The following is a 22454-nucleotide window of genomic DNA, read 5'->3' as shown; positions in this document are numbered from 1 at the left end:
CCGACGGTCACGGGGGGTGATGCCGATGTTCTGGCGTCGACGCACGCGGGCACGGAGAGCGGAGCAGGACGGATCGGACGGACCGCGGTTCACGTTCCGGGCGATGCCGTCGGAGGCCGAGCTGCGCCGGGCGGCCGAGACGGGCTCCCCGCAGGCGCTGAACCAGTACGGCGTCAAGCTGCGGCTCGACGGGCGCCTCGAGGAGGCCGTGGAAGTACTCACCGAGGCGGCGGAACAAGGCAGCCAGGACGCCACCGCCAATCTCGCCCTGACCCTGCTCTCGCTGGGGCGCGACGACGAGGCCGCCGCATGGTTCGACCGGAACGGGCCGATGGGCGCGCTGATGGCCCGACGCATCCGCGAGAAGCGCGACGAGCGTGACACTCCGGGATCTCCTGGGCAGCACGGTTCCTGATGTCCGCCCCGTACGGCCTGTTCGGCACACCCGGGTACGAGCAGTTGCTCGCGGTGCTCGGCGCCGCCGAGGAGTCGCACACCCGGTACGAGCGCACCGGCCGGCTCCCTGACCTGGAACGGGCCCTGGTCCTCTTCGACGCCGTGCTCGACAGGACGCAGAACATCGACCTCCGCGGCGCCGCCATGAACGGGGTCGGCACGGTCCTGTGGTCCCGCTACGAACGGTTCGGCGAACCGGCCGACCTGGACGGGGCCATCACCCTGTTCCGCGAGGCCCTGGCCCCGTACGGGACGGAGGTCACCGCTGTCACGCCCTCCTATTGGACGAACCTCTCCGGCGCGCTGCGGCTGCGGTGGCTGCGTACGCGCGACGCCCGGGATCTGACCGCCTCCGTCGACGCGATCCGCACAGCCCTCGACTCGACGCCGCCCGGGGGCGCGCGACGCTCCAACCGTCTGGACAGTCTGGGCGACGCGCTGCTGAGCCTCTACCACGTGCACGGCGACTCCGCCGCGCTCGCGGAGGCCGTCGGAACCTTCCGGGCGGCCGTGGCCTGCGCCGAGCCGGGCACGGAGGAGCAGACATGGGCCCGCTCCAACCTCGCCGAGGCGCTGCGTCTGCATCACCACCAGTCCCCCGACGGCGCCCCGGAGGCGCTCGACGAGGCGGCTGTGCTGGCGCGCGCGGTCCTCGCCGCAGTCCCACGGCGCCATCGGCTGTATCCGCGGTTCCTGTCGAACCTCGCCTCGATCCTGGCCGAGCGCCATCAGGCCCGGGCGGACCCCGCCGACCTGCGCGAGGCCGCCCGGGCCGCCCGCCGGGCGGTCGACGCGACCCCGGCGGGGCATCCCAACCTGGTGCAGCGCAACGCGGTGCTGGCGAGCGTACGGCGGCTGGAACTGATCGGCGCGGCAGATGTCGCCGCGCCCGCACCCGGGGTTCTCGACGGTGGCGGCGGACGGCGTTCGACGCGCCGCGAACGGCGGGCCGTGCGCGCATGGGTCCGGGCGACCGCCGAGGCGTACGCCACCACTCCCGAAGGGCACGCGCTGCGCGGGCTCGCCCTGCTGAACCACGGTTCCGCCCTGGGCACGCGGGCGGTGACCGAGGGCGATCCGCACGCCCTCGCGGCGGCGATCGACCTGTATCGGAAGGCCGCGTCCGACCCGACCATGGACGTCAGCGTCCGGGTGGGCTGCGCGCACCTGTGGGCGCTGAGCGTCATCGGCGGCGGCGAGAGCCGCTCGCCCGACGACCACGCGGCGGCCATGGAGCCGTTCCGGCTCGCGGTCGAACTGCTGCCGCGTACGGCGTCGTACCGCATCGGACGCATGGACCGCGCACGCCAGTTGGGCAAGTTCGCGGGTCTCGCGCAGGACGCGGCGGCCTGCGCGCTGGAGCTGGCCGACCCCGAACTCGCGCTGCGGCTCCTGGAGCAGGGCCGCGGCGTGCTGCTCGCCCAAGCCCTCGACGCCCGCACGGACACCACGGACCTGCTGAGCCGTCTGCCGGACGAACTCGCCGCCGAATCCGCCCGGTTGATCCCCCAGCTGGACCGCCCCGAAGCCGCCGCCTTCATCGCGTCCGGGCCGGCCGGCGCCGGCCACTCGGGCCCTGGCACCCCGCTCGCGGGCGAGGACCGGCACGCCCTGGCCGAACGGTGGGACCGGCTCGTGGCGGCGATCCGACGCGAGCCGGGCTACGGAGACTTCCTGCGGCTCCCCCGCACCGCCGAGATGCTCGCCGGACTCGGTGACGAGGGCCCGGTGGTGATGGTCAACATCAGCCCGCTGCGCTGCGACGCGCTCGTCCTGCGCGAGGGACGCGTGCGGTGCGTACCGCTGACGGGGCTCAGTCACGCGGAGGTGGTCCGACGGGCCGACGCCTTCCTCGTCGCCGTCCGTACGGCGGGCGACGCCGGCCTGCCGTTGTCCCGCCAGCGCGACGCCCAGTCCGACATCCGGGAGACGCTCGCCTGGCTGTGGACGGCGGTGGCCGAACCGGTCCTGGACGCGCTCGATTTCCGCACCGACGGCCGGCCCGGCGGGGAGTCCCCGGGACGGATGTGGTGGATCCCCACCGGCCCCCTGACCGCCCTGCCCCTGCACGCGGCCGGGCGCCACGAGAACGACCGGGACAACCTGCTCGACCGTGCCGTCAGCTCGTACGCCCCGACCGTCAACAGCCTCGTGCACGCCCGGCGCCGCCAGACCGCAGGACCGGACCGGCGGCCGACCGTCCCCACGGCCCCGCTGGTGGTCGCCGTGCCGGCGCCGCCGGGCGCGGGGCTCGTGCCGCTGGAGGGCGCGCGGGCGGAGGCCGCCCTGCTGGCCGCGCGACCCGGCGCCCGTCTGCTCCTGGACGAGCAGGCGGTACGCCGGACCGTGCTCGACGCGCTCCCCCACCACCCCTGGGTGCACTTCGCCTGCCACGCCGTCGCCGCCGACGGCGGGGCCGCGACCGGGCAGGTCCTGCTGCACGACCACGACACGGCCCCGCTCACCCTCACCGACATCGCCCGGCTCCGGCTCCCGGCCGCGGAGCTGGCGTACCTCTCGGCGTGCGAGACCACCCGGGGCCGCGGCGAGTACGCCGACGAGGCGCTGCACATCACCGGCGCCTTCCACATGGCCGGCTTCACCCACGTCATCGGCACCCTCTGGGCCGTCGACGACGACACCTCCCGAGAACTGGCCGACCACTTCTACTCGGCCTTCGCGCCCCGACACCCCTTCCCCGGCCGGACGGCACACGCCCTGCACACCGCGGTACGCGCCCTCCGCGACGCCGACGAGGGCTACCGCCTGAACCCGAGCCTGTGGGCGCCGTACATCCATGTGGGGCCGTAGGCGTATCGGCCTGAAGCACGCGGGAGGATTCTCCGTGGCCGAAGGTGTAGCCGGGCTCCCCGAGCGATGTCGTACTCACACGCCCGCCCGGTACCGGAGGTCGGGCACCCGCCGCTCCTCCTGGTGCGTGCCGGGGCGCCCGGCGGCCGTCCATGCGGCGTACTCCTGGCGCACGTAGGGCCGACGGCCGGGGTCGAGCGTGATCGCGTCGGGGTGGTGCGGGCCGGCCACCAGGCCGGGATGGCGGCGGTCGTACAGCACGAGCTGTTCGGCGGTCTGTGCGGCGGCGCCGTCCGGGCCGGGGCCGGGGCCGTCCAGGGCCATCCGGTCCATGAGAGCAGCCCTGCGCAGCAGCCAGGCGCGTTCGGCGGCCGTCGCATCGACCGGCGGCCCGGTGACGGTCCGGACTCGGCGGCCGTCGCGTTCGGCTCCGAGGGCGAGCACTCGGTGCATCTCGCGGCGCAGGTCGGGGGCGTTCGCGTACGCCACGTGCGGAGGCGGCGCGTCGATGGCCTCGGCGGTATTCGGGGTGACCTTCATGCTCACACCTCCGCCGGTACACCTGGGCCGCAGCGTTTGCAGAGCACCGTGTCATGGTCGGGGTCGCCGTGGTCGAGGACCGACAGGTTCGCCGGGGAGGGCACGAGCACCTGCGCCGGGCCCGGGCAGCGGTCGATGGGGCACGGCTTGTGGGTAGCGAAGGCCCAGTCGGTAGAGGCATCGGGTGATCCGGGGCCGGTCATGCCGAGCACCTCAGACAGGCGCGGACCTCGCGGCCGTTGCCCGTCTGGTGGACCTCGGTGGACTGTGCGAGGTGCTGGACGATACCGGTGCCGCGCCGGTGTTCGTCCGGGGCGATGTCGGGGCGAAGGTGCTCCACGACCATTCCGGAGTCACTGACCACTATGTGCAAGGTGCCGCGCTCGAGGACGAGCAGCAGGGTCATGCGCTCGCGTCCGTACTGGGCGGCGTTGGCGGCGAGTTCGTCGACGATGAGAACGGCGGAGTCCCGTTCGCTCGCGGGAACACTCCAGGTCTCCAGCAGATCGGCCGCGAAGTGACGAACGGCGGAAACGTGCGCCTCCTGCGCGGGCAGGGTGAGCAGCGCCTGGTGACTGCAGTGCCGGGTGAGCAGCGAGCTCGGACGGGGGGAATCGGTGACAAACATGGTCATCTGGCTCTTCCGTGGATGTGCGGAGACCGGAAAATGGAGGACCGCCAAGGACTTCGGGGGGCGGTCGGTGGGCCGGATCCTGCAGGGGAGCGCTCATTCAGTTCCACGGGCGGCACATGCCGAACGGTTCGGGTTGTTCACGCCTTTTGCTCAATTTCTTGCGGCTCAGGTCAATGCCGTTGGCCGGGCCGAGCTCACTCGCCTCCGCAGGAGCTCGATGCCGAACCCGACGAGCAGGGCACCGGCAGCACCTCGGCCGTCGGGCGCGTCCCGAGTGGGTCCGGGGCGCCGCCTTCGGCTTCCTCCCGGCGGAAGTTGAGGTGAACGCCACAGGCCCCCGCACAACCGTGTCCACCCGCACACGCAGCCGGCGCGTCTTTCCTCCAGACGCGCCGTGAGGAGTCGGCCGGATACGCGGGGAGCCCGCCCGACGCATCGTCGGGCGGGCTCCCCACCCCTCACGCCTGCATCGTGACCAGCTTCTGACCGTTGCCTGCGACGATCTCAAAGTGCTCGATGGCTCCCGGAGACATGGCAACCGCCCCTGGGATCGTGGTGCCGGGAGGGTACTCGCCCGCCCGCCAGGTGGCGCCGTCCGCCCTGACCCCGCCAGGCCCGACCGCCTGCAGCCGGCAGGTGATTCCGGCAGGCGCTCCCCTGGCGGAGACCTGGAGGACACTGCCCCAGGCAGAGGGCGTGACCTTGACCGAGGCGGTGACGCCGGTGGCGGGATCGCTTCCCGAGAAGGTGCGCCAGGCGGTCGGCGCGGTCGGCCCGGGCTGCGTCGCCAGACTGCCCACCGATCCGGTGGTCGCCAGCCATGTGCCGCCGGCCGCTGCCGCGATGAACGTCAGGGAGGCGGCGGCACCGGCCAGTTGCAGACGCCAGGTCCTGCGGCGCCGGGCCGCGGCCTGCTGGAGCAGCCGCTCCAGCACACCCGCCTGCGGCACCGCGGACACGGTGGGCGGTACTGGCGCGGAGCCCTGAGTGCTCTCGGCCGCCCGCGCCACCAGCCGGTCGGCCAGGTCTTCGTCTGCCACCGGCGCGGTCCGGCCCGCGGCTTCGGCCGCGGTTACCGTCGCCAGCAGCGCGGGCAGTCCCGCCAGCTGGACGTGTTCCGCCTGGCACTCGGCGCATTCCGCGAGGTGGACGCGCACCTGTTCCATTTCCGCCGGGGGCAGCGTGCCCAGGACGTATCCCCCCAGCGCCTGCCGGAGGGCGTCGTGCTCCGCGCTCATGCTCATGGTCGCCACCTCCTGCATGCCACGGTCATGGCTCGATGCCCCGTTCCTGCAGCGCCAGCCGCAGGGCGTGCAGGGCGTAGTACGTCCGCGACTTCACGGTGCCCAGCGGGATGCCCAGCACCCGGGCGGCCTCCGCCATGGTCCGGCCCCGGTAGTAGGTCTCCAGCAGGATCGCGCGATGGTCCGGGGTGAGCGTCCGGATGGCATCGGCCACCGCCCAGCTCTGCAGTGCCTGCTCGATCTCGTCCTCGCCCGGCGCCTGCTCGGCGGCTCGCTCCAGCGCCTCGCCGCCGACCTCGGCCGGTCTGGCCCGCCGGGCCCGGTGGGCGTCGATGACCAGGTGCCGGGCCACCGTACACAGCCATGCCCGGGCCGGGCCGCGTGCCGGGTCGAACGCGGCGGGATGCTGCCACGCCCGCAGCAGCGTCTCCTGCACGACATCCTCCGCCCATTGCCAGTCTCCTGAGGTCAGTCGCAGCACGTAGTGGAACAGGGGTCCCGCGTGCTCCGCGTACAGAGTGCGCAGCAGTTCCTCGTCTGCGGTCGAAAGGGTCCCTTTACCAGAGACACGGTGCGCGGAGTCATCCGGATCGGTCTTTTGATCACGTTTTCGGGAACTCCAGGGCATAAGTCGATCATCGCGCATATGTATCGCTTTGTCGTGTAACGCACGGCGCGGCAATGGTGACGCTCCGCGAGCGGAGCACCCGGGGGGCGACCGTTCTACGGCGATCACCAAGAAGCGTCATAAAAAGTGCATATCTACCGAACCGAGCGCCCTCGCCGCCCGTGGAGCCATACAAGAGCCGACTTACGCGTCGCTCCTCCTCCATTCCCCACACGGCAAGGACGGATCAGAGGTGACCGAGAGACACGACGCGGCGCACTCGCCGAGGGCGCCGGCCGCACTCGCCCCGCGCACACCACGACAACGGTCCTACGGAGTGCTCGACGCGTACGACGCGCCGCTCGCGGCCCCGGATGCGGAACTGCCGCCTGCCCCCTGCGACTTCACGGCACGTAGGTGCGGATGCACAGCGCGGGGCATGCCGTGGCGACCGGCCGCCACAGGGGCAGCACCAGCGCTCACGGGTTCCGTCAGGGGCACGCGGCCGCGACACGGCATCCACCACACATCACGGCGGGTGCGTGGGCTCAGTCGGCACATACCCCATCCCTGCCTTGACCAGTGAGGAACGAACACCATGTACCTGAACCTTCGTACGCCAGGCCGGCGATCACGCGCCGCGGCCGGGTCGGCCGTCGCCGCCGCCGTCGCGTTGGGACTCCTCAGCTCATGCGGCCAGTCGTCGCATGCCTCGTCCACCGGAACCGGCGCCATCACACCCGGAGCAGGTCAGCACCAGACGGCCGGGATGCCCGGTGCCGCCGGACCGGGGAACACGGCGGGCTCCGCTCCCGGCACCTCGCCCATGCCCAGCATGAGCATGCCCATGGGCCCCCCGAGCACGGGCGCGAAGGCCGCGCCGGTGGCCGGTGACGCCGTGGCGATCAAGAACTTCGCGTTCGCCCCGGCCACGCTCAAGGTCAAGGTGGGCACGACGGTGACCTGGACCAATCAGGACACCGACGCCCACACGGTCACCAGCGCGGGATCGGGCGGCCCGTTGCATTCGGCAGCCCTGAACACCCACGCGACCTACAGCTACACGTTCACCAAGCCCGGCACCTACTCCTACCTCTGCACCATCCATCCGTTCATGACCGCCACCGTGGAGGTGACCCGATGACCGGCTACTACGACAATCATGACAGTGCATCGGCCGACGATGCCGAGCGGCCCGCCGCGGAGCACGGCATGTCCCGGCGCCAACTCATCCGCCACGCGGGGTGGTTCGGCGGCGCCGTGGTGCTGACCGTGGCCAGTGGAGAGGTGATCAGCCACATCGCCGACTCCCGGGAACCCGACTCCATGACCGCCGCCGGCGCCACCGCGGCGGCGAACAGCTCGCTGCGGTTCGTGCAGGTCTCCGACAGCCATATCGGGTTCCAGGGCCCGGCGAACACGGACGTGGTCGGCTCATTCACCGAAGCGATCAACCAGGTCAACTCTCTCGGATTCAGGCCTGACTTCGTCATGCACAGCGGCGACCTGACCCACCTGTCCACGGCCGGCCAGTTCGACCAGGTCAAGCAGATGCTGACCGGTATGCAGACAGACCGTGTCTTCACCGTACCGGGCGAGCACGACTCCATCGGCGACGCGGGCCGCGCCTACCGGAAGACCTTCGGCATGGGCACGCTCGGCGATGGCTGGTACAGCTTCGACACCCACGGCGTGCACTTCATCGCCCTGGTCAACACCCTGAGCCTGGAGAAGCTCGGCCATCTCGGCAACGACCAGATCGACTTCGTCCGCAAGGACATCGCGGGACTGTCGTCGGACACCCCCATCGTGGTCTTCAGCCACATCCCGCTGTTCGCCATGTACCCGAAGTGGGGCTGGAGCACCGATGACGCCCTCAAGGTCATCGCCCTCCTGCGCCGCTTCTCCTCCGTCACCTGTCTCAACGGGCACGTCCACCAGCTGTTCACCAAGACAGACGGCAACATCACCTTCCACTCCGCCACCACCACCGCCTACCCCCTGCCCAAACCGGGCCGCGCCCCCGCCCCCACTCCGCAGGTCGTCCCCGCCCGGCAGCTCAAGGACGCACTCGGCATCCGCACCGTCGGCTACCGCCAGGGCGACCGCGAGCTGGCCATCAAGGATCAGAGGCTGGCATGAACGCCCGAAGACTCCTCGCCCCCACCCTGCGATCGGCGAGCGCCGTCACCCTCGCCGCCGGCGGATACATACACGCCCAGCTCTACGTCGACGGGTACCGCTTCATCCACATCATCGGCCCTCTGTTCCTGCTCCAGGCGAGCGCCTCCTTCGCCCTCGCCGTCCTGCTGCTGATGGGCACACCACCCCTGCTCCTGAGGGCCGCCGCGGCCGGCGTCACGCTCGGCGCCCTCGCCGGTTTCACCGCCTCACGCACGGTCGGCGTCTTCGGATTCACCGAACACGGCCTGCAGCCCGCCCCACAGGCCCTCCTCAGCCTCCTCACCGAAACCGGCACACTGCTGCTCCTCTCGGTCTGGCAGGTGACCGTGACGAGACAACACCGCGCTGCCCGCACACCCGTCAGGACACCCGTCCGGGAGCGGGCCACCAACTGAACCACCACCTCAACCACCACGGCCAAGCCGCTCGGGATGGCCCAGAACCAAGGAGTATCCCCATGTACCTGGAACCGCGCCCAGGAACCGCCGGGCCGAGCCCGCACCTCCGCGCACTGAAGGACGCCGTGCGCGCCCTGCTCGGCCTGGACAACGACACCGCCGTCATCATCCGCCAACTCACCCGCAGCGAACCCGGCCACCCACCGCTGGAGACCGTCGTCGCCGTGGTGCCTATGGACGGCGAGGCCCACCGCTGGACACTCCACCGCCCCGCCGACCAGATCACCGAGAACGACCTGAGGGCCACCCTGCTCCCCCACCGACCGAGCTGACCCGAACAACCGATCCACGGAAGCCCGTCCGCCCGACAGAAGCCGCCTCGCCGAGCCACCGTCGTGGGATCTCCGTGTGCGGTGGGTGGCGACCCGACGGAAGGGCCTGCGACCGTGTGCCGTCCGCCCGCCGCCGATCGAGGTGTACGGGGCGTTCAGTGCGTGGTGTATCCGCCGTCGACGGGCAGCGCCACGCCGACGACGAAACTCGCGGCGGGGCTGCACAGCCACAGGACGGCCGCGGCGACCTCATCGGCCCGTCCCAGCCGTCCGATCGGCTGCTGCCTCATGATCTCCGCCATGGCCTCGGCCTGCCCTTCGAGCATGTCCGCGACCATGGAAGTGTCGATCACTCCCGGGCACACCGCGTTGATCCGGACGCCCTTGGAGGCATACTCGACGGCGGCGCTCCTGGTCAGGCCGATCACGCCGTGCTTGGAGGCGTGGTAGGCGGCCCGTTCGGGCAGGCCCACTCAGCTGTGATCAGCGCGAGGTACGGGTGCTGGTGCGCGGGCGGCCGTAATCGGCGTCGGTGACGTGCTCCAGCCAGTCGACCTCGTCGCCCTCCCACAGCGCGATGTGCTCCATGAAGTGGTCCGGGCTCGCGCCGTGCCAGTGCTCCTCGCCGGGCGGGCAGCCGATGGTGTCGCCCGGGTGGGCCTCGATGATCACGCCGTCCCGGGTGCCGATCAGGGCGACTCCGGACACGACGTGCAGGGTCTGGCCCAGGCCGTGGCTGTGCCAGGCGGTGCGGGCACCGGGGGCGAAGCGGACCAGGTTGGCCCGCGCCCGGGAGGGCTCCTCGCCCCGGTGGATCACGTCCGCCCAGGCGTCGCCGGTGAACCACCGGGCGGGCAGCTTCATGGTCGCGGGCTTCTTGAGGATCTCCATGGTGGTACGTACTCCTTGCGTCGGCCGCCGCAGGGCGGCCGTGAGTGGGTGATGAGAGTGAGGTCCGGCAGGTGGGGCGGGGTCAGGCCACGCGGAACACTTCCCGGGCCACGGTCAGGGCGGACATCGCCTTCGGCCAGCCGGCGTAGAACGCCATGTGGGTGATCGTCTCGATGAGCTCCGCCTCGGTGACGCCGTTCTGCCGGGCCAGGGGGAGGTGGAAGGTGAGCTGCTCGCTGCTGCCGCCGGCGATGAGGCCGGCCACGGTCACCAGGCTGCGGTCCCTCGGCGACAGCTCCGGGCTCTTCCAGGCCTGCCCGAACAGCACGTCCTCGCTGTAGCCGGCCAGCGCGGGCGCGATGTCCCCGAACAGCTCCCGCGGACCCGGCCGGGTCGTCTTCTCCGTCATCGTTCGTGTCCTTTCCACGTGTCCGCATGTCCACGTTTCCACGCGTCTCGGTGGCGTTCATCGGCCCGCCGAACGGCGGGGCGGCGCCGACACAGCCTGCGCCACAACCGATGGAACCGCAGGTCACACGCGCGGGGAAGAACTCGTTGATACGTGTACTGGCAGTACACCCCACCGCCGGAGACACCGCCGAGGAAGCCGACGTAGCCTCGAAGCCATGGACAACCGAAGCGAGGTACGCGAGTTCCTGACCAGCCGCCGTGCCAAGATCACGCCACAGCAGGCGGGGCTGCCCGTCTACACCGGCAACCGGCGCGTCAAGGGGCTGCGCAGGGAAGAAGTCGCGATGCTCGCCGGCGTCAGCGCCGAGTACTACGCCCGCCTGGAGCGCGGCAACCTCTCCGGCGTCTCGGAAACCGTCCTCGACTCGCTCGCCCGCGCCCTTCAACTCGACGAGGCCGAGCGCGCCCACCTCGACGACCTGGCCCGCACCGCCAACACCACCCGCCGCGCACCCCGCCGCCGGCCCTCGCAGCCCATCCGTCCCAGCCTTCAGCACCTGCTCGACGCGATGACCGAGGCACCGGCCTTCATCCGCAACGGCCGCCTCGACATCCTCGCCACCAACCGGCTCGGCCGCGCCCTGTACGACCCGGTGTTCGCCGACCCGGCCCGGCCCGTGAACCTCGCCCGGTACGAGTTCCTCAACGCCGGTGCGGCCGACTTCCTGCCCCATCTGGAGGCCCAGGCGGCCGGAGCGGTGGCGCTGCTGCGCACCGAGGCGGGACGCGACCCGTACAACCGGGACCTCACCGACCTCATCGGCGAACTCTCCACCCGCAGCGAGAAGTTCCGCACCCTGTGGGCCGCCCACGATGTGCGCCTGCACCAGACCGGCGTCAAGCACTTCCACCACCCCGCGGTCGGCGAACTCTCCCTCCCCTTCGAGGCCATGCCCATCCCGACCGACCCCGGCCTCACCCTCACCGCCCTCAGCGCCGAACCCGGCACCCCGTCCCACGACAGCCTCAAGCTCCTGGCCAGCTGGGCCGCCACCCTCGACCAGGACGGCCAAGCGGACACCGCGGCCGCCGGCGGCGCACAGAGCGCCTAGCGAGAGCCTTCCCACGCCGCCTTGCGGTTGCACGGCCCGAACGCGGGTGCCGAGTTCGAGATTCAGCCTCTTCACGGAAGCCCTTCCGCCTGGCAGAAGCCGCCTTGCCGAGCCACCGCGCACCTCACGACCCTGTTCCCAACCACGGCACGCGGGGCGACGGCGCCCCGCCGACAGGGACGGGACCCAGATGCCTCACATGACCGCCTTCGCCAGGAACCAGTGGTACGTCGCCGCCTACTCGCACGAGGTCGGGCGGGAGTTGCTCGGTCGGACGATCCTCGGTGAACCGCTCGTCTTCTACCGGACGCAGGACGACGGGACGGCCGTCGCGCTGGCGGACCGGTGTGTGCACCGCCGCTTCCCGCTCTCGGAGAGCCGGCTCGACGGCGACAGGATCGTGTGCGGCTACCACGGGTTCACGTACGACACGACCGGCAGCTGTGTGTACGTGCCGGGGCAGAAGCGCATACCGCGCACGGCCCGGGTCGCCTCGTACCCCGTCGTCGAGCAGGACTCGTTCGTCTGGGTCTGGATCGGCGACCCGGCGCTCGCCGACCCGGGGGACGTCCCGCGCGCCCGGCACATGGACTCGCCGGACTGGACCACCGTGTGCGGCATGGAGCCCATCGACGCCGACTACGGGCTGCTGGTCGACAATCTGCTCGACCTCTCGCACGAGACGTATCTGCACGGCGGCTACATCGGCACCCCCGAGGTCGCCGAGACGCCGATCACCACCGAGGTCGACGAGGGCGCGGGCATCGTACGGGTCAGCCGGCACATGGACGACGCCGAGTGTCCGCCGTTCTACGCCCGTTCGACCGGCATCGAGGGCCGGATCACCCGGTGGCAGGACATCGAGTACCACGCGCCGTGCCTGTATCTGCTGCACAGCCGGATCGCCCCGGTCGGGGTGCTGCCCGAGGCGGGCGGCAGCGACCCGAACGCCTTCCACACCGAGATCACCTACGCGATCACTCCGTCGAGCGACGGCCATGTCTACGACTTCTGGGCGGTCTCCCGGGACTTCGCGAGGGACGACGAGGAAGTCACCACGTTCCTGCGGGACTTCAACCACACGGTGGTGATGCAGGACGTCGACGCGCTCAACCTGCTGCAGAAGACCCTCGGCACCGAGCGGACGGGCTACCAGGAGCTGAGCATCAACATCGACACCGGCGGTCTCGCGGCCCGGCGCATCCTCGCCCGCCTGGTCGAGGAGGGCGACAAGCCGATGGAGAAGGTCCTGTGACCACGCCTCCCCGCCTCGCGACCCGCGAGATCTACCGCATCGACTGGATCCCGGGCACCGACGTGCTGCACGGCACCTGCCACTGCGGTGCCGAGCACAGCGCCCAGGACCCGATCGAGATGTGGGAGTGGATGCTCGGCCACCCCGAAGGACATCGGCCGCAGGAGTCACGGGGGCTTGGATCATGAGTTCCTACGACATCGAACTCGTCGTGGAGGAGCGGGAGTTTGTCGCCGATGGCGTGCTCTCCCTCAGCCTGCGCCACCCGCTCGGCGAGGAACTCCCCGCATGGGAGCCCGGCGCCCACGTCGACGTCGTGCTCGGGGCCGGCCTCGAGCGGCAGTACTCGCTGTGCGGGGATCCCGCGGACCGTCGGACGTGGCGGATCGCGGTGCTGCGGGAATCGGACGGGCGCGGCGGATCCTCGTATGTGCACGAGCAGTTGGGCGCGGGCGACAAGGTCCGGGTCCGCGGCCCGCGCAACCACTTCGCGCTCACGCCCGCCGCCCGCTACCGCTTCGTCGCGGGCGGCATCGGCATCACCCCGATCCTGCCGATGCTCGCCGCGGCGCAGGCGGCGGGCGCCGAGTGGACGCTGCTGTACGGCGGGCGGACGCGCGGCTCCATGGCGTTCACCGGGGAGTTGGAGCGGTACGGGGACCGGGTGACCGTCGCTCCGCAGGACGAGTGCGGACTGCTGGACCTCGACTCCGTCCTGACCGGGATCCCCGAGGGCACGCTCGTCTACTGCTGCGGTCCCGGCCCGCTGCTGGACGCCGTGGAGGCGCGCTGCCCCGCCGGGCTGCTGCGCGTCGAGCGTTTCCGGCCGAACGTTCAGGACACGGGCGGGGACGGCGAGTTCGAGGTGGAGCTCGCGCGCAGCGGGCGTACGCTGACCGTCCCCGCGGATGTCTCGGTGCTCGATGCCGTGCGCGGCGCGGGCGTCGAGGTTCTCTTCTCCTGCACCGAGGGCACCTGCGGGACCTGCGAGACGGATGTCCTCGAAGGGACCCCGGACCACCGGGACTCGGTGCTCACGGACGAGGAGCGGGAGGCGGGCGAGACCATGCTGATCTGTGTCTCCCGGTGTCTCGGGAAGCGGCTCGTGCTGGACTTGTGAGCCGCGGGGCCCTGGAGGCCCGTCTCGGCGCGGGCCCGTCTCGGCGCGGGCCCGACCCACTAACTGTCAACAATATTGTTGGCCAAAGCCATTGACCCCGCCGTACGAGGGCTCTACCTTCCCGCTGAGCACCCATTGCGGTGCGCGCACAGCCTGTCGCAACAATGTCGTCTGCACAGGAGGAGCCATGCGTCGTCTGCTCGCCGGTCTCGCGGTCGGATCCTTTCTGGTCGCCGCGTCGGCCTGCGGTTCGTCCGGCGGCGGTGGCGCCTCGGACAAGAACGCCTCGTCCGGCGGTACCACCACGGTCAAGGTCGGGGTCATCCCCATCGTCGATGTCGCGCCTCTCTACCTGGGCCAGCAGAAGGGCTTCTACGGCAAGCGCGGTCTGAAGCTGTCCATGACGACCGCGCAGGGCGGCGCGGCGATCGTGCCGGGAGTGGTCAGCGGCCAGTTCCAGTTCGGGTTCAGCAACATGACCTCGTTGATGATCGCCCAGAGCCAGAACGTGCCCGTGAAGGCCGTCGTCAACGGGGTCGCCTCGACGGGCGTGGCGGGCAAGGACTTCGGCGCCATCACCGTGAAGAAGGGCAGCCCGATCAAGTCCGCGAAGGAACTGGAGGGGAAGAAGGTCGCGGTCAACACGCTGAAGAACATCAACGAGACGGCGGTGCGCGAGTCGGTGCGCAAGGCGGGCGGTGACCCGTCCAAGGTGAAGTTCGTCGAGCTGGCCTTCGACCAGATGCCCGCCGCCCTCGACAGCGGCCGGATCGACGCCGCGATGGTGGTCGAGCCGGCGCTCGCCACCGTCAAGAGCCAGGGCGCCACGGAGATCGCCTCGTCCCTGGTCGACGTCGCCAAGGGCCTCACCGTGGCGATGTACTTCACCTCGACGCAGTACGAGCAGAAGAACCCCGACGTGGTGAGGAAGTTCCAGGAGGCGACCGCGGAGTCCCTCGCCTACGCCGACGCCCACCCGGACGAGGTCCGTCAGGCCGTCACCACGTACACGAAGATCCCGGCGGCGACACTGGCCCAGGTCACCCTTCCGAAGTGGCCGGCCGAGCCCAACCGCGCGTCGATCGAGGCGCTGGAGAAACTGGGCGCGCAGGACGGGCTGTTCAAGTCGACGCCCGACCTCGACAAGCTGCTGCCGTGAGGGGTGCGAACGCCGCTCTGGGCGCCGCCGGGCTCGCGGCCTTCCTCGCGCTGGGCGAGGCGGTGCCGCGGCTCGGTCTCGTCAAGGAGGCGTACTTACCGCCGACCAGCCGCATCGCCCACGCGCTCGGCCGGGAGGTCTCCGACCACGCCTTCTGGACGGCGCTCGGCGACACCCTGACCGGCTGGGCGCTGGGCCTGGCGATCGCGATCGGCGCGGGTGTCGTCGTGGGGCTGCTCCTCTCGGTCGTGCCGTATCTGCGCGAGGCCACCGCCTCGACGATCGAGTTCCTGCGCCCGATCCCCTCCGTCGCCCTGATCCCCCTCGCCGTCCTGCTCTACGGCACCGAACTGCGTTCCGTCCTCCTCCTCGTCGTGTACGCCTCGTTCTGGCAGGTCCTCGTCCAGGTCCTGTACGGCGTCCAGGACGTCGACCCGGTCGCCGAGGAGACGGCCCGCTCGTACGGCCTCGGCCCGTGGGCACGCGTCCGGCACGTCCTGTGGCCCACGGCCCTCCCGTACGTCATGACGGGCGTCCGGCTCGCCGCCGCGGTGGCCCTCATCCTCGCCGTGACCGCCGAACTCGTCATCGGAGCGCCGGGGTTGGGCGCGCGGATCGCGGTCGCCGAGTCCTCGCAGGCGGTCCCCGACATGTACGCGCTGGTGGTGGTCACCGGACTGCTCGGGCTGCTCATCAACGTGGGCGCCCGTACGGTGGAGCGCCGGGCGCTGGCCTGGCACCAGTCGGTGCGCGGGGAGGTGATGGTGTGAGGCCCTTCCTGCTGCGGCTGCTCTTCGTCTTCGCGTTGCCCGCGCTGCTCGTCGCGGTCTGGTGGCTGGCGTCCGACGGCAGTACGAACGTGTACTGGCCGCCGCTGCGCACGATCCTCAGGACCTTCCCGGACGTCTGGACGGGCGAGCGGCTGCGCTCCGACCTCGTGCCCAGCGTGCTGCGGCTGCTCGCCGGGTGCGCGGCGGCGGCCGTCGTGGGCGTGGCGCTGGGCACGGTCATCGGCTCGTACCGGCGGGTGCGGGCCGTGTGCGAGCCGGTCCTGGAGTTTCTGCGCGCGGTACCGCCTCCCGTCCTGGTCCCCGTCATCATGCTGTTCGCCGGCATCGGCGACACGATGAAGATCGCCGTGATCGCGAGCGGCTGTGTCTGGCCGATCCTGCTCAACACGGTCGAGGGTGTGCGGGCGGTCGACTCGGTGATGGCGGAGACGGCGCGTTCGTACGGCATCACGGGCGTGGCCCGGCTGCGCAGCGTGGTCCTGCGCGCGGCGAGCCCGCAGATCTTCGCGGGGCTGCGCCAGGCCCTGTCCATCGGGATCATCCTGATGGTCATCAGCGAGATGTTCGCGGCCAGCAACGGCCTCGGCTTCACCGTCGTCCAGTTCCAGCGGAGCTTCGCGATCCCCGACATGTGGACCGGAATCCTCGTTCTGGGCCTGCTCGGTTTCCTTCTCTCGGTCGTCTTCCAGCTGGTCGAGCGCCGGGTGCTCGGCTGGTACCACGGTCTGCGCGCGGTGTCCCGGCGGTCTCCGTGAAGCTCGCGAAAGGGCGGTCCATGCACGCGTCTCTTGTCGTATCCGGCCTGAACAAGGTCTACGAGGGTTCCGGCCGCCGGGTGGAGGCGGTACGGGACCTCACCTTCACCGTCGAGGCGGGCGAACTCGTCTGTCTGGTCGGTCCGTCGGGATGCGGCAAGACCACGCTCCTGAAGTGCATGGGCGGGCTGCTGACGCCGACGGCGGGCGAGGTACGGCTGAACGACCGCCCGGTGAGGCCGCCGGGCATGGCGTTCGTGTTCCAGGAGTACGGACGCAGTCTGTTCCCCTGGATGCGGGTGCGGGAGAACGTCGAACTACCGCTGAAACAGAAGCCGTTGAGCAAGGTACGGCGCCGTGAGCTGGTCACCGACGCGTTGGAGTCGGTCGGGCTCACGGATGCCGCCGGGGCCTATCCGTGGCAGCTGTCCGGCGGGATGCAGCAGCGCGTCGCGATCGCCCGCGCGCTCGCGTACGAGCCCGACGTCCTGCTGATGGACGAGCCGTTCGCGGCGGTCGACGCGCAGACCCGGGCCGATCTGGAGGACCTGGTGCGGGGTCTGTGGCGGGAACGCGGCATCACCATCCTGTTCGTCACGCACGACATCGACGAGGCCGTGTACCTCGGCGAACGGGTCCTGATCCTCTCCGCCTCACCCACCGTCGTACAGGAGCAGCTGAAGGTCGATCTCCCCGACGAGCGGGACCAGTTGCACACCCGGGTCGCCCCGCGCTTCGCCGAGCTGCGGACCCATGTGTACGAGCAGATCCAGGCGGCGAAGCGCGGGGGGACCGATACCGGTCCCCCCGAGAAGACGCTCACCTGAGTTACGCCTCCACCTCAGTTGAGCGAGGGTGCCCTGGGTGTAATGAGTCGACGCGGTCTCAGCCGCGCAGCCAGACCGCCGTGTCCTTCGGCAGTCGCCCCTGTGGGTCCAGGGGGCCGCTGCCGAGGAGGAGTCGGGAGTGGGCGGGGAGGTCGGCGGGGGCGTCGGCGAGGTTCACGACGCACAGCAGCCGTCCCTCCTGCCCGGGCCGGGCGAAGGCGAGTACCCCCTCGGGCGTGGGCAGCCAGGTGAGCGGGCCGTCGCCGAACTCCGGCCTGATCGTCAGGGCCGCGCGGTAGAGGGAGAGCATCGAGCCGGGGTCGGCGGCCTGGAGGTCGGCGGCGTACGCGGACCAGCCGCTCGGCTGCGGCAGCCAGGGCTCGCCGCCGAAGCCCGCGTACGGCGCGTCGGCCGTCCACGGGAGCGGGACGCGGCAGCCGTCCCGGCCCGGGTCGGTGCCGCCGGAGCGGAAGTGCATCGGATCCTGGATGCGGTCGCGGGGTATCTCGGCCTCGGGCAGGCCCAGCTCCTCGCCCTGGTAGAGGTAGACGGCACCGGGCAGGGCGAGGGAGAGCAGGGCCCCGGCGCGGGCCCGGCGGGTGCCCAGAGCGAGGTCGGTCGGGGTGCCGAAGGCCTTGGTGGCGAAGTCGAAGCCGCTGTCGGCGCGGCCGTAGCGGGTGACCGTGCGGGTCACGTCGTGGTTGCACAGCACCCAGGTGGCGGGCGCGCCGACCGGGGCGTGTTCGGCGAGGGTCTCGTCGATGGACGTCCGCAGGCGCCCTGCGTCCCAGGGGCAGGACAGGAAGGAGAAGTTGAAGGCGGTGTGCAGCTCGTCGGGGCGCAGATAGCGGGCGAAGCGCTCGGTGTCGGGGAGCCAGACCTCGCCGACGAAGATGCCGTCGTAGGCGTCGGCGACCGTCCGCCAGGAGCGGTAGATGTCGTGGAGCTCGTCACGGTCGACGTACGGATGCGGATCGCGGCCCTCGACGAAGTCGGGGAGGTCCGGGTCCTTGGCGAGCAGGGCGGCCGAGTCGATGCGGACGCCCGCCACCCCGCGCTCGAACCAGAACCGCAGGATCTCCTCGTGTTCCTGGCGTACGGCGGGGTGCGCCCAGTTGAGGTCGGGCTGCTCGGGAGTGAACAGGTGGAGGTACCAGGTGCCGTCGGGCAGCCGGGTCCAGACGGGCTCGGCGGATCCCGCGAACTGGGACGGCCAGTCGTTGGGCGGGAGTTCACCGTGTTCGCCGCGTCCGGGACGGAAGTGGAAGAGCTCGCGTTCGGGTCCTTGGGCCAGGGCGGCCCGGAACCAGGGGTGTTGGTCGGAGACGTGGTTGGGCACGATGTCGACGAGCGTGCGGATGCCCAGCTCCTTCGCCTCGGCGATGAGTTTCTCCGCCTCGGCGAGCGTCCCGAAGGCCGGGTCGATGACACGGTAGTCGGCGACGTCGTAGCCTCCGTCCTTCATCGGGGACAGGTACCAGGGGTTGAACCACAGCGCGTCCACGCCGAGTTCGGCGAGATACGGGAGTTTGGCGCGGACCCCCGCGAGGTCGCCGGTGCCGTCGCCGTCGCCGTCCGCGAAGCTGCGGACGTACACCTGGTAGATGACGGCGGAGCGCCACCAGTTCTGGGCATGGGTGGGCTGTCCCACGGTGCCTGCCTTTCTGTTGTGGGGTCGGTGTCAGCCCTTCGTGCTGCCCGCGCTGATCCCGGCGATGATGTGCCGCTGGAACACCAGGAACATCAGGACCATGGGGATGCTGGCGATCACCATCGCGGCGATGAGCACGGTCAGCTGGATGTTCTGCGACAGCTGGACGAGGGCCACGCTGATCGGCTGCTTGTCGGTGTCGGAGAAGACCATCAACGGCCAGAGGAAGTCCTGCCAGACGGCGACCAGGGCGAAGATCGACACGACGCCCAGGACGGGGCGGGACATGGGCAGCACGATGGACCAGAGGGTGCGCAGCCGTCCGGCGCCGTCGATCTCGGCGGCCTCCAGGACATCGCGCGGGATCTGGTCGAAGAAGCGCTTGAGGAGATAGAGGTTGAAGGCGTTGGCCACGGCGGGCAGCCAGATGCCGAGCGGGTCGTTGAGCAGGCTGGTGTGGATCAGCGGGAGGTCGGCGACGGTCAGGTACTTCGGTACGACCAGCGCCTGCGCCGGGACCATCAGGGTGGCGAGGATGCCGCCGAGGATCACCTTGCCGAACGCCGGCTTCAGCTTGGAGAGGGCGTACGCGGCTGCCGTGCAGAACACGAGCTGGAGCAGCCAGGCGCCGGCCGCCTGCACCACCGTGTTCCACAGGTGGGTGGGCAGGTCCATCAGGTCCCAGGCGTCGGTGTAGCCGCTGAGATGCCATGCCTGGGGCACGAGGGTCGGCGGGGTCCGCGTGACCTCGTCCGGGGACTTCATCGCGCCGGTGACCATCCAGTAGACCGGGAAGAGGAAGGCGAGCGCGAAGAGTAGGACGACGGCCGTGAAGACGGTCCAGTAGAGGGCCTTGCCGCGGGGGCGGGCGAGGGTGAGCGGGGAGACCAGGGTGCGGGTGCCGCTGCTCATGAGTACTCCTCCCCCGACGAGCGGGTCAGCCGCAGATAGACCGCGGAGAAGACGCCGAGCAGCACGAGGAGCATGACGCTCAGCGCGCAGGCGCCGCCGAAGTCGTTGTAGAGGAACGCGTACTTGTAGATGAGGTAGAGGACGGTGACCGTGGCGTTCTCGGGGCCGCCGCCGGTGATGACGAACGGCTCGGTGAAGACCTGCATCGTGGCGATGATCTGAAGCAGCATCAGCATGAGGACGATGAACCGGGTCTGCGGGATCGTCACGTGCCGGATGCGCTGGAGGATGTTCGCGCCGTCCAGTTCCGCCGCCTCGTACAGCTCCCCCGGGATGCCCTGGAGCGCGGCCAGGTAGATCAGGACCGTGCCGCCCATGTTGGCCCAGGTCGCCACGATGACCAGGGAGACGAGCGCGGTGTCGGTGCCGTTGGACCAGTTCGAGGTGGGCAGGTGCAGAAAGCGCAGTGCCTCGTTGGCGAGGCCCGCTCCGGGATCGTAGAACCACTTCCACAGCAGGGCGCTGACCACCGGCGGGATCATCACCGGCAGGTACACCACGACCCTGAAGAAGGCCTTCGCGTGGCGGAGTTCGTTGAGGACCAGGGCCATCACGAACGGGACGGCGAAGCCGATGAGCAGGGCGAGGAGCGTGAAGGTGAACGTGTTGCGCCAGGCCGCGGTGAACTCCGGGTCGTGGAAGACACGGGTGAAGTTGGCGGTTCCGACCCACTGGGGCGGTGAGCCCGGCGTGTACTTCTGGAAGGCGATCACGACCGCGCGGATCGCGGGGTACCAGGAGAACAGCGCGAAGCAGAGCAGGCCGCCGACGAGGAAGGCGTACGCGCGGGACTGGTCGGCCAGGCGCCGGCGCCATGGGCCCCCCGCCCGGCGCCCGGCCGACCGCGGCGCCTCCGGCGCGCCGACGGCGGCCGGAGGGAGCACCACGGGCTTCGATGCGGTCTTCATACGCCTGGTCAGCCCCGGGCCAGGATGGAGTCGATCTTCCCGGAGGCGTCCTTCAGGAGCTGGTCGATGTTCGCGTCCTTCTTGGTGAGGACCGCGGAGACGGCTCCGTCGAGGACCGAGTAGATCTGCTGGGCCTGGGGCGGCTCGATCTTCATCTGCAGGCTCTGGTTGCCGTCCAGGAAGGCCTGGTAGTTCTCCACGGGCACATTGGCGTTGGCCTTCTTGACCTGCTGGTCCTTCGCGTCTGCGGCGCCGGTGAAGAGCCGGGGCTCGGGGAGGCCGACGGGGGCGTTGTTCTGCTTGGCGCGGGCGTAGTCGCCGAGGAAGCCCGCTCCGGGGGTGAGGAACATGTGGTCGAGCCACTTCAGGCCGGCCTTGATCTGCTCGGGACTGTCCTTCTTGTTGAACATGTAGCCGTCGCCGCCGATGAGCGTGCCCTTGCCGCCGGGCATGGGCGCGAGGGCGAGGTCGTCGTAGTTGCCGCCCTTCTCCTTGACGAGGATCGGGATGTTGTCGGGCGCGGAGAGGTACATGCCGAGCTTGCCGGAGCCCATCAGCTGCTGGACGTCGTTGATGACGAGGAGCTGCTTGCTGCCCATGGAGTTGTCGCTCCAGCGCATGTCGTGCAGGTTCTGCAGGACGGCCTTGCCCTCCGGGGTGTCGACGCTGGCCTTCTTGCCGTCCGGCGTGACGACGTCGCCGCCCTGCGAGTACATCTCGGCGGTGAAGTGCCAACCGCCCTGGTTCTGGGCGCTGTAGTCGGCGTAGCCGACGGTGCCGCCGCCGAGCGCGGCTATCTTCTTGGCGTCCGCGCGCACTTCTTCCCAGGTCGCCGGGGGCTTGTCGGGGTCGAGACCGGCCTTCTGGAAGAGCTTGCGGTTGTAGATGAGTCCCATCGAGTAGCCGGTGCGCGGCACTCCGTAGATCTTGCCGTCGACGGTGTAGATGTCGCGCAGTTGCTGCTGGATGGTGCCGTAGCTCTTGAGGTCCTTGACGTACGACGTGATGTCGGCGGCCTGGTTGATGTCGACGACGTGCTTGGAATCGGTGAAGTACGTGTAGAAGACGTCCTCCATCTGGCCGCCGGCGAGCTTGGCGTCGAACGTCTTGGGGTCCTGGCAGGGGAACGCGTCGTGCGCGACGACGTCGATGTCCGGGTTCTGCTTCTCGAACGCCTTGATGTCGGCCTCGAAGAACGAGCGGTCGACCTTGGCGCTCTTCGGAGGCATGCAGTTGACCGTGATGCGGGTCTTGCCACCCGCGGAGCCGTCGCCGCTGCCACCGCAGGCGGTGGCGGTGAGCGCGAGGGCGGACGCCGTGAGTACGACGAAGGTACGGCGGAACCCGGTACTTCTCATCGGTGGACCCCTTTGGGCAGGAGCGAGGAAGGCCCACG

General features: G+C 70.6%; 25 protein-coding genes and 1 pseudogene. 14 read left to right on the top strand and 12 right to left on the bottom strand.

Translation table 11 applies throughout. The features are described from left to right. The first annotated feature begins 103 nt into the window (after positions 1-103). Positions 104-415 carry a hypothetical protein gene (locus FNV62_RS42860; protein ID WP_144316035.1) on the top strand — a complete coding sequence of 104 codons (312 nt, stop codon included), beginning with the start codon at positions 104-106 and terminating at the stop codon, positions 413-415. Continuing rightward, positions 415-3267: a CHAT domain-containing protein gene (locus FNV62_RS42855; protein ID WP_144316034.1), complete on the top strand. Its 2853-nt coding sequence runs from the start codon at positions 415-417 to the stop codon at positions 3265-3267. Before FNV62_RS42860 ends, FNV62_RS42855 begins: the two co-directional genes overlap by 1 nt. A 75-nt stretch (positions 3268-3342) precedes the next feature. Here the strand turns inward: FNV62_RS42855 and FNV62_RS42850 are convergent, their stop codons facing one another. The 5 genes from FNV62_RS42850 to FNV62_RS42835 all read right to left on the bottom strand — a co-directional run bounded on the left by FNV62_RS42850 (position 3343) and on the right by FNV62_RS42835 (position 6313). Next, complete coding sequence (locus FNV62_RS42850; RefSeq protein WP_144316033.1) at positions 3343-3807, bottom strand: hypothetical protein; 465 nt, start codon at positions 3805-3807, stop codon at positions 3343-3345. A 2-nt stretch (positions 3808-3809) separates the two neighbouring features. Continuing rightward, positions 3810-4010: a hypothetical protein gene (locus FNV62_RS56190; RefSeq protein WP_225900589.1), complete on the bottom strand. Its 201-nt coding sequence runs from the start codon at positions 4008-4010 to the stop codon at positions 3810-3812. Further along, positions 4007-4441: an ATP-binding protein gene (locus tag FNV62_RS42845; RefSeq protein ID WP_225900588.1), complete on the bottom strand. Its 435-nt coding sequence runs from the start codon at positions 4439-4441 to the stop codon at positions 4007-4009. The genes FNV62_RS56190 and FNV62_RS42845 overlap by 4 nt, the downstream gene beginning before the upstream one ends. A gap of 458 nt (positions 4442-4899) precedes the next feature. Continuing rightward, entirely contained in the window at positions 4900-5685 is a 786-nt protein-coding gene (locus FNV62_RS42840; protein ID WP_225900587.1) for an anti-sigma factor, read from the bottom strand. Positions 5686-5710: 25 nt separating this feature from the next. Beyond that, on the bottom strand, positions 5711-6313 hold the full coding sequence (locus FNV62_RS42835) for a sigma-70 family RNA polymerase sigma factor (RefSeq protein WP_143603678.1): 603 nt from the start codon (positions 6311-6313) through the stop codon (positions 5711-5713). Positions 6314-6890: 577 nt separating this feature from the next. Between FNV62_RS42835 and FNV62_RS56185 the strand changes: the two genes are divergently transcribed. The 4 genes from FNV62_RS56185 (at position 6891) to FNV62_RS42815 (ending at position 9206) form a co-directional block, all read left to right on the top strand. Next, on the top strand, positions 6891-7436 hold the full coding sequence (locus tag FNV62_RS56185) for a cupredoxin family copper-binding protein (RefSeq protein ID WP_225900586.1): 546 nt from the start codon (positions 6891-6893) through the stop codon (positions 7434-7436). Beyond that, a complete protein-coding gene (locus tag FNV62_RS42825; protein WP_143603676.1) occupies positions 7433-8434 on the top strand; it encodes a metallophosphoesterase family protein in 1002 nt (333 codons plus the stop codon). The genes FNV62_RS56185 and FNV62_RS42825 overlap by 4 nt, the downstream gene beginning before the upstream one ends. Continuing rightward, on the top strand, positions 8431-8871 hold the full coding sequence (locus FNV62_RS42820) for a hypothetical protein (RefSeq protein WP_143603673.1): 441 nt from the start codon (positions 8431-8433) through the stop codon (positions 8869-8871). The genes FNV62_RS42825 and FNV62_RS42820 overlap by 4 nt, the downstream gene beginning before the upstream one ends. Positions 8872-8933: 62 nt before the next feature. Next, complete coding sequence (locus FNV62_RS42815; RefSeq protein ID WP_143609991.1) at positions 8934-9206, top strand: hypothetical protein; 273 nt, start codon at positions 8934-8936, stop codon at positions 9204-9206. A gap of 155 nt (positions 9207-9361) precedes the next feature. On the opposite strand, the pseudogene FNV62_RS42810 reads toward FNV62_RS42815, so the two are convergent. The 3 genes and pseudogenes from FNV62_RS42810 to FNV62_RS42800 all read right to left on the bottom strand — a co-directional run. Next, a pseudogene (locus tag FNV62_RS42810) lies at positions 9362-9679 on the bottom strand (SDR family oxidoreductase); the annotation flags it as partial. Positions 9680-9689: 10 nt separating this feature from the next. Beyond that, positions 9690-10097, bottom strand: a complete 408-nt coding sequence (locus FNV62_RS42805; RefSeq protein WP_143603669.1) for a cupin domain-containing protein — start codon at positions 10095-10097, stop codon at positions 9690-9692. Between the two features lie 82 nt (positions 10098-10179). After that, positions 10180-10506, bottom strand: coding sequence for a carboxymuconolactone decarboxylase family protein (locus FNV62_RS42800; protein ID WP_060897459.1), 327 nt, complete (start codon positions 10504-10506; stop codon positions 10180-10182). Positions 10507-10723: 217 nt separating this feature from the next. On the opposite strand from FNV62_RS42800, the gene FNV62_RS42795 reads away from it, so the two are divergent. The 8 genes from FNV62_RS42795 to FNV62_RS42760 all read left to right on the top strand — a co-directional run bounded on the left by FNV62_RS42795 (position 10724) and on the right by FNV62_RS42760 (position 17527). Next, a complete protein-coding gene (locus FNV62_RS42795) occupies positions 10724-11620 on the top strand; it encodes a helix-turn-helix transcriptional regulator (RefSeq protein ID WP_225900585.1) in 897 nt (298 codons plus the stop codon). 190 nt (positions 11621-11810) lie between these two features. Continuing rightward, complete coding sequence (locus FNV62_RS42790; protein ID WP_144316031.1) at positions 11811-12875, top strand: aromatic ring-hydroxylating dioxygenase subunit alpha; 1065 nt, start codon at positions 11811-11813, stop codon at positions 12873-12875. Beyond that, the gene (locus FNV62_RS42785) at positions 12872-13063 is read left to right on the top strand and encodes a hypothetical protein (protein WP_054236076.1); all 192 of its coding nucleotides are present in this window, start codon (positions 12872-12874) and stop codon (positions 13061-13063) included. Before FNV62_RS42790 ends, FNV62_RS42785 begins: the two co-directional genes overlap by 4 nt. After that, entirely contained in the window at positions 13060-13995 is a 936-nt protein-coding gene (locus FNV62_RS42780; RefSeq protein ID WP_144316030.1) for a PDR/VanB family oxidoreductase, read from the top strand. Before FNV62_RS42785 ends, FNV62_RS42780 begins: the two co-directional genes overlap by 4 nt. Before the next feature lie 187 nt (positions 13996-14182). Continuing rightward, positions 14183-15154, top strand: a complete 972-nt coding sequence (locus FNV62_RS42775) for an ABC transporter substrate-binding protein (protein ID WP_144316029.1) — start codon at positions 14183-14185, stop codon at positions 15152-15154. Next, complete coding sequence (locus FNV62_RS42770; protein WP_144316028.1) at positions 15151-15924, top strand: ABC transporter permease; 774 nt, start codon at positions 15151-15153, stop codon at positions 15922-15924. Before FNV62_RS42775 ends, FNV62_RS42770 begins: the two co-directional genes overlap by 4 nt. After that, positions 15921-16700, top strand: coding sequence for an ABC transporter permease (locus FNV62_RS42765; protein WP_144316027.1), 780 nt, complete (start codon positions 15921-15923; stop codon positions 16698-16700). The genes FNV62_RS42770 and FNV62_RS42765 overlap by 4 nt, the downstream gene beginning before the upstream one ends. Positions 16701-16720: 20 nt before the next feature. Continuing rightward, a complete protein-coding gene (locus tag FNV62_RS42760) occupies positions 16721-17527 on the top strand; it encodes an ABC transporter ATP-binding protein (protein WP_144316026.1) in 807 nt (268 codons plus the stop codon). 58 nt (positions 17528-17585) lie between these two features. Here FNV62_RS42760 and FNV62_RS42755 read toward each other — a convergent pair whose 3' ends face one another. Genes FNV62_RS42755 through FNV62_RS42740 form a run of 4 tightly spaced genes read right to left on the bottom strand, consistent with a single transcriptional unit; the run spans position 17586 to position 22416 of the window. Further along, complete coding sequence (locus FNV62_RS42755) at positions 17586-19178, bottom strand: glycoside hydrolase family 13 protein (RefSeq protein WP_054236070.1); 1593 nt, start codon at positions 19176-19178, stop codon at positions 17586-17588. A gap of 30 nt (positions 19179-19208) precedes the next feature. Next, positions 19209-20090, bottom strand: coding sequence for a carbohydrate ABC transporter permease (locus FNV62_RS42750; RefSeq protein ID WP_054236069.1), 882 nt, complete (start codon positions 20088-20090; stop codon positions 19209-19211). After that, a complete protein-coding gene (locus tag FNV62_RS42745) occupies positions 20087-21058 on the bottom strand; it encodes a carbohydrate ABC transporter permease (protein WP_144316025.1) in 972 nt (323 codons plus the stop codon). The genes FNV62_RS42750 and FNV62_RS42745 overlap by 4 nt, the downstream gene beginning before the upstream one ends. Before the next feature lie 8 nt (positions 21059-21066). Continuing rightward, a complete protein-coding gene (locus FNV62_RS42740; RefSeq protein WP_054236067.1) occupies positions 21067-22416 on the bottom strand; it encodes an ABC transporter substrate-binding protein in 1350 nt (449 codons plus the stop codon). Positions 22417-22454: the final 38 nt, after the last annotated feature.

Origin of the sequence: Streptomyces sp. RLB3-17 (assembly GCF_007113425.2) — a bacterium.
Taxonomy (GTDB): Bacteria; Actinomycetota; Actinomycetes; order Streptomycetales; family Streptomycetaceae; genus Streptomyces; species Streptomyces mirabilis_D.
The sequence above is the reverse complement of the archived record's forward strand: the minus strand, read 5'-3'. Positions and strand labels throughout refer to the sequence as shown.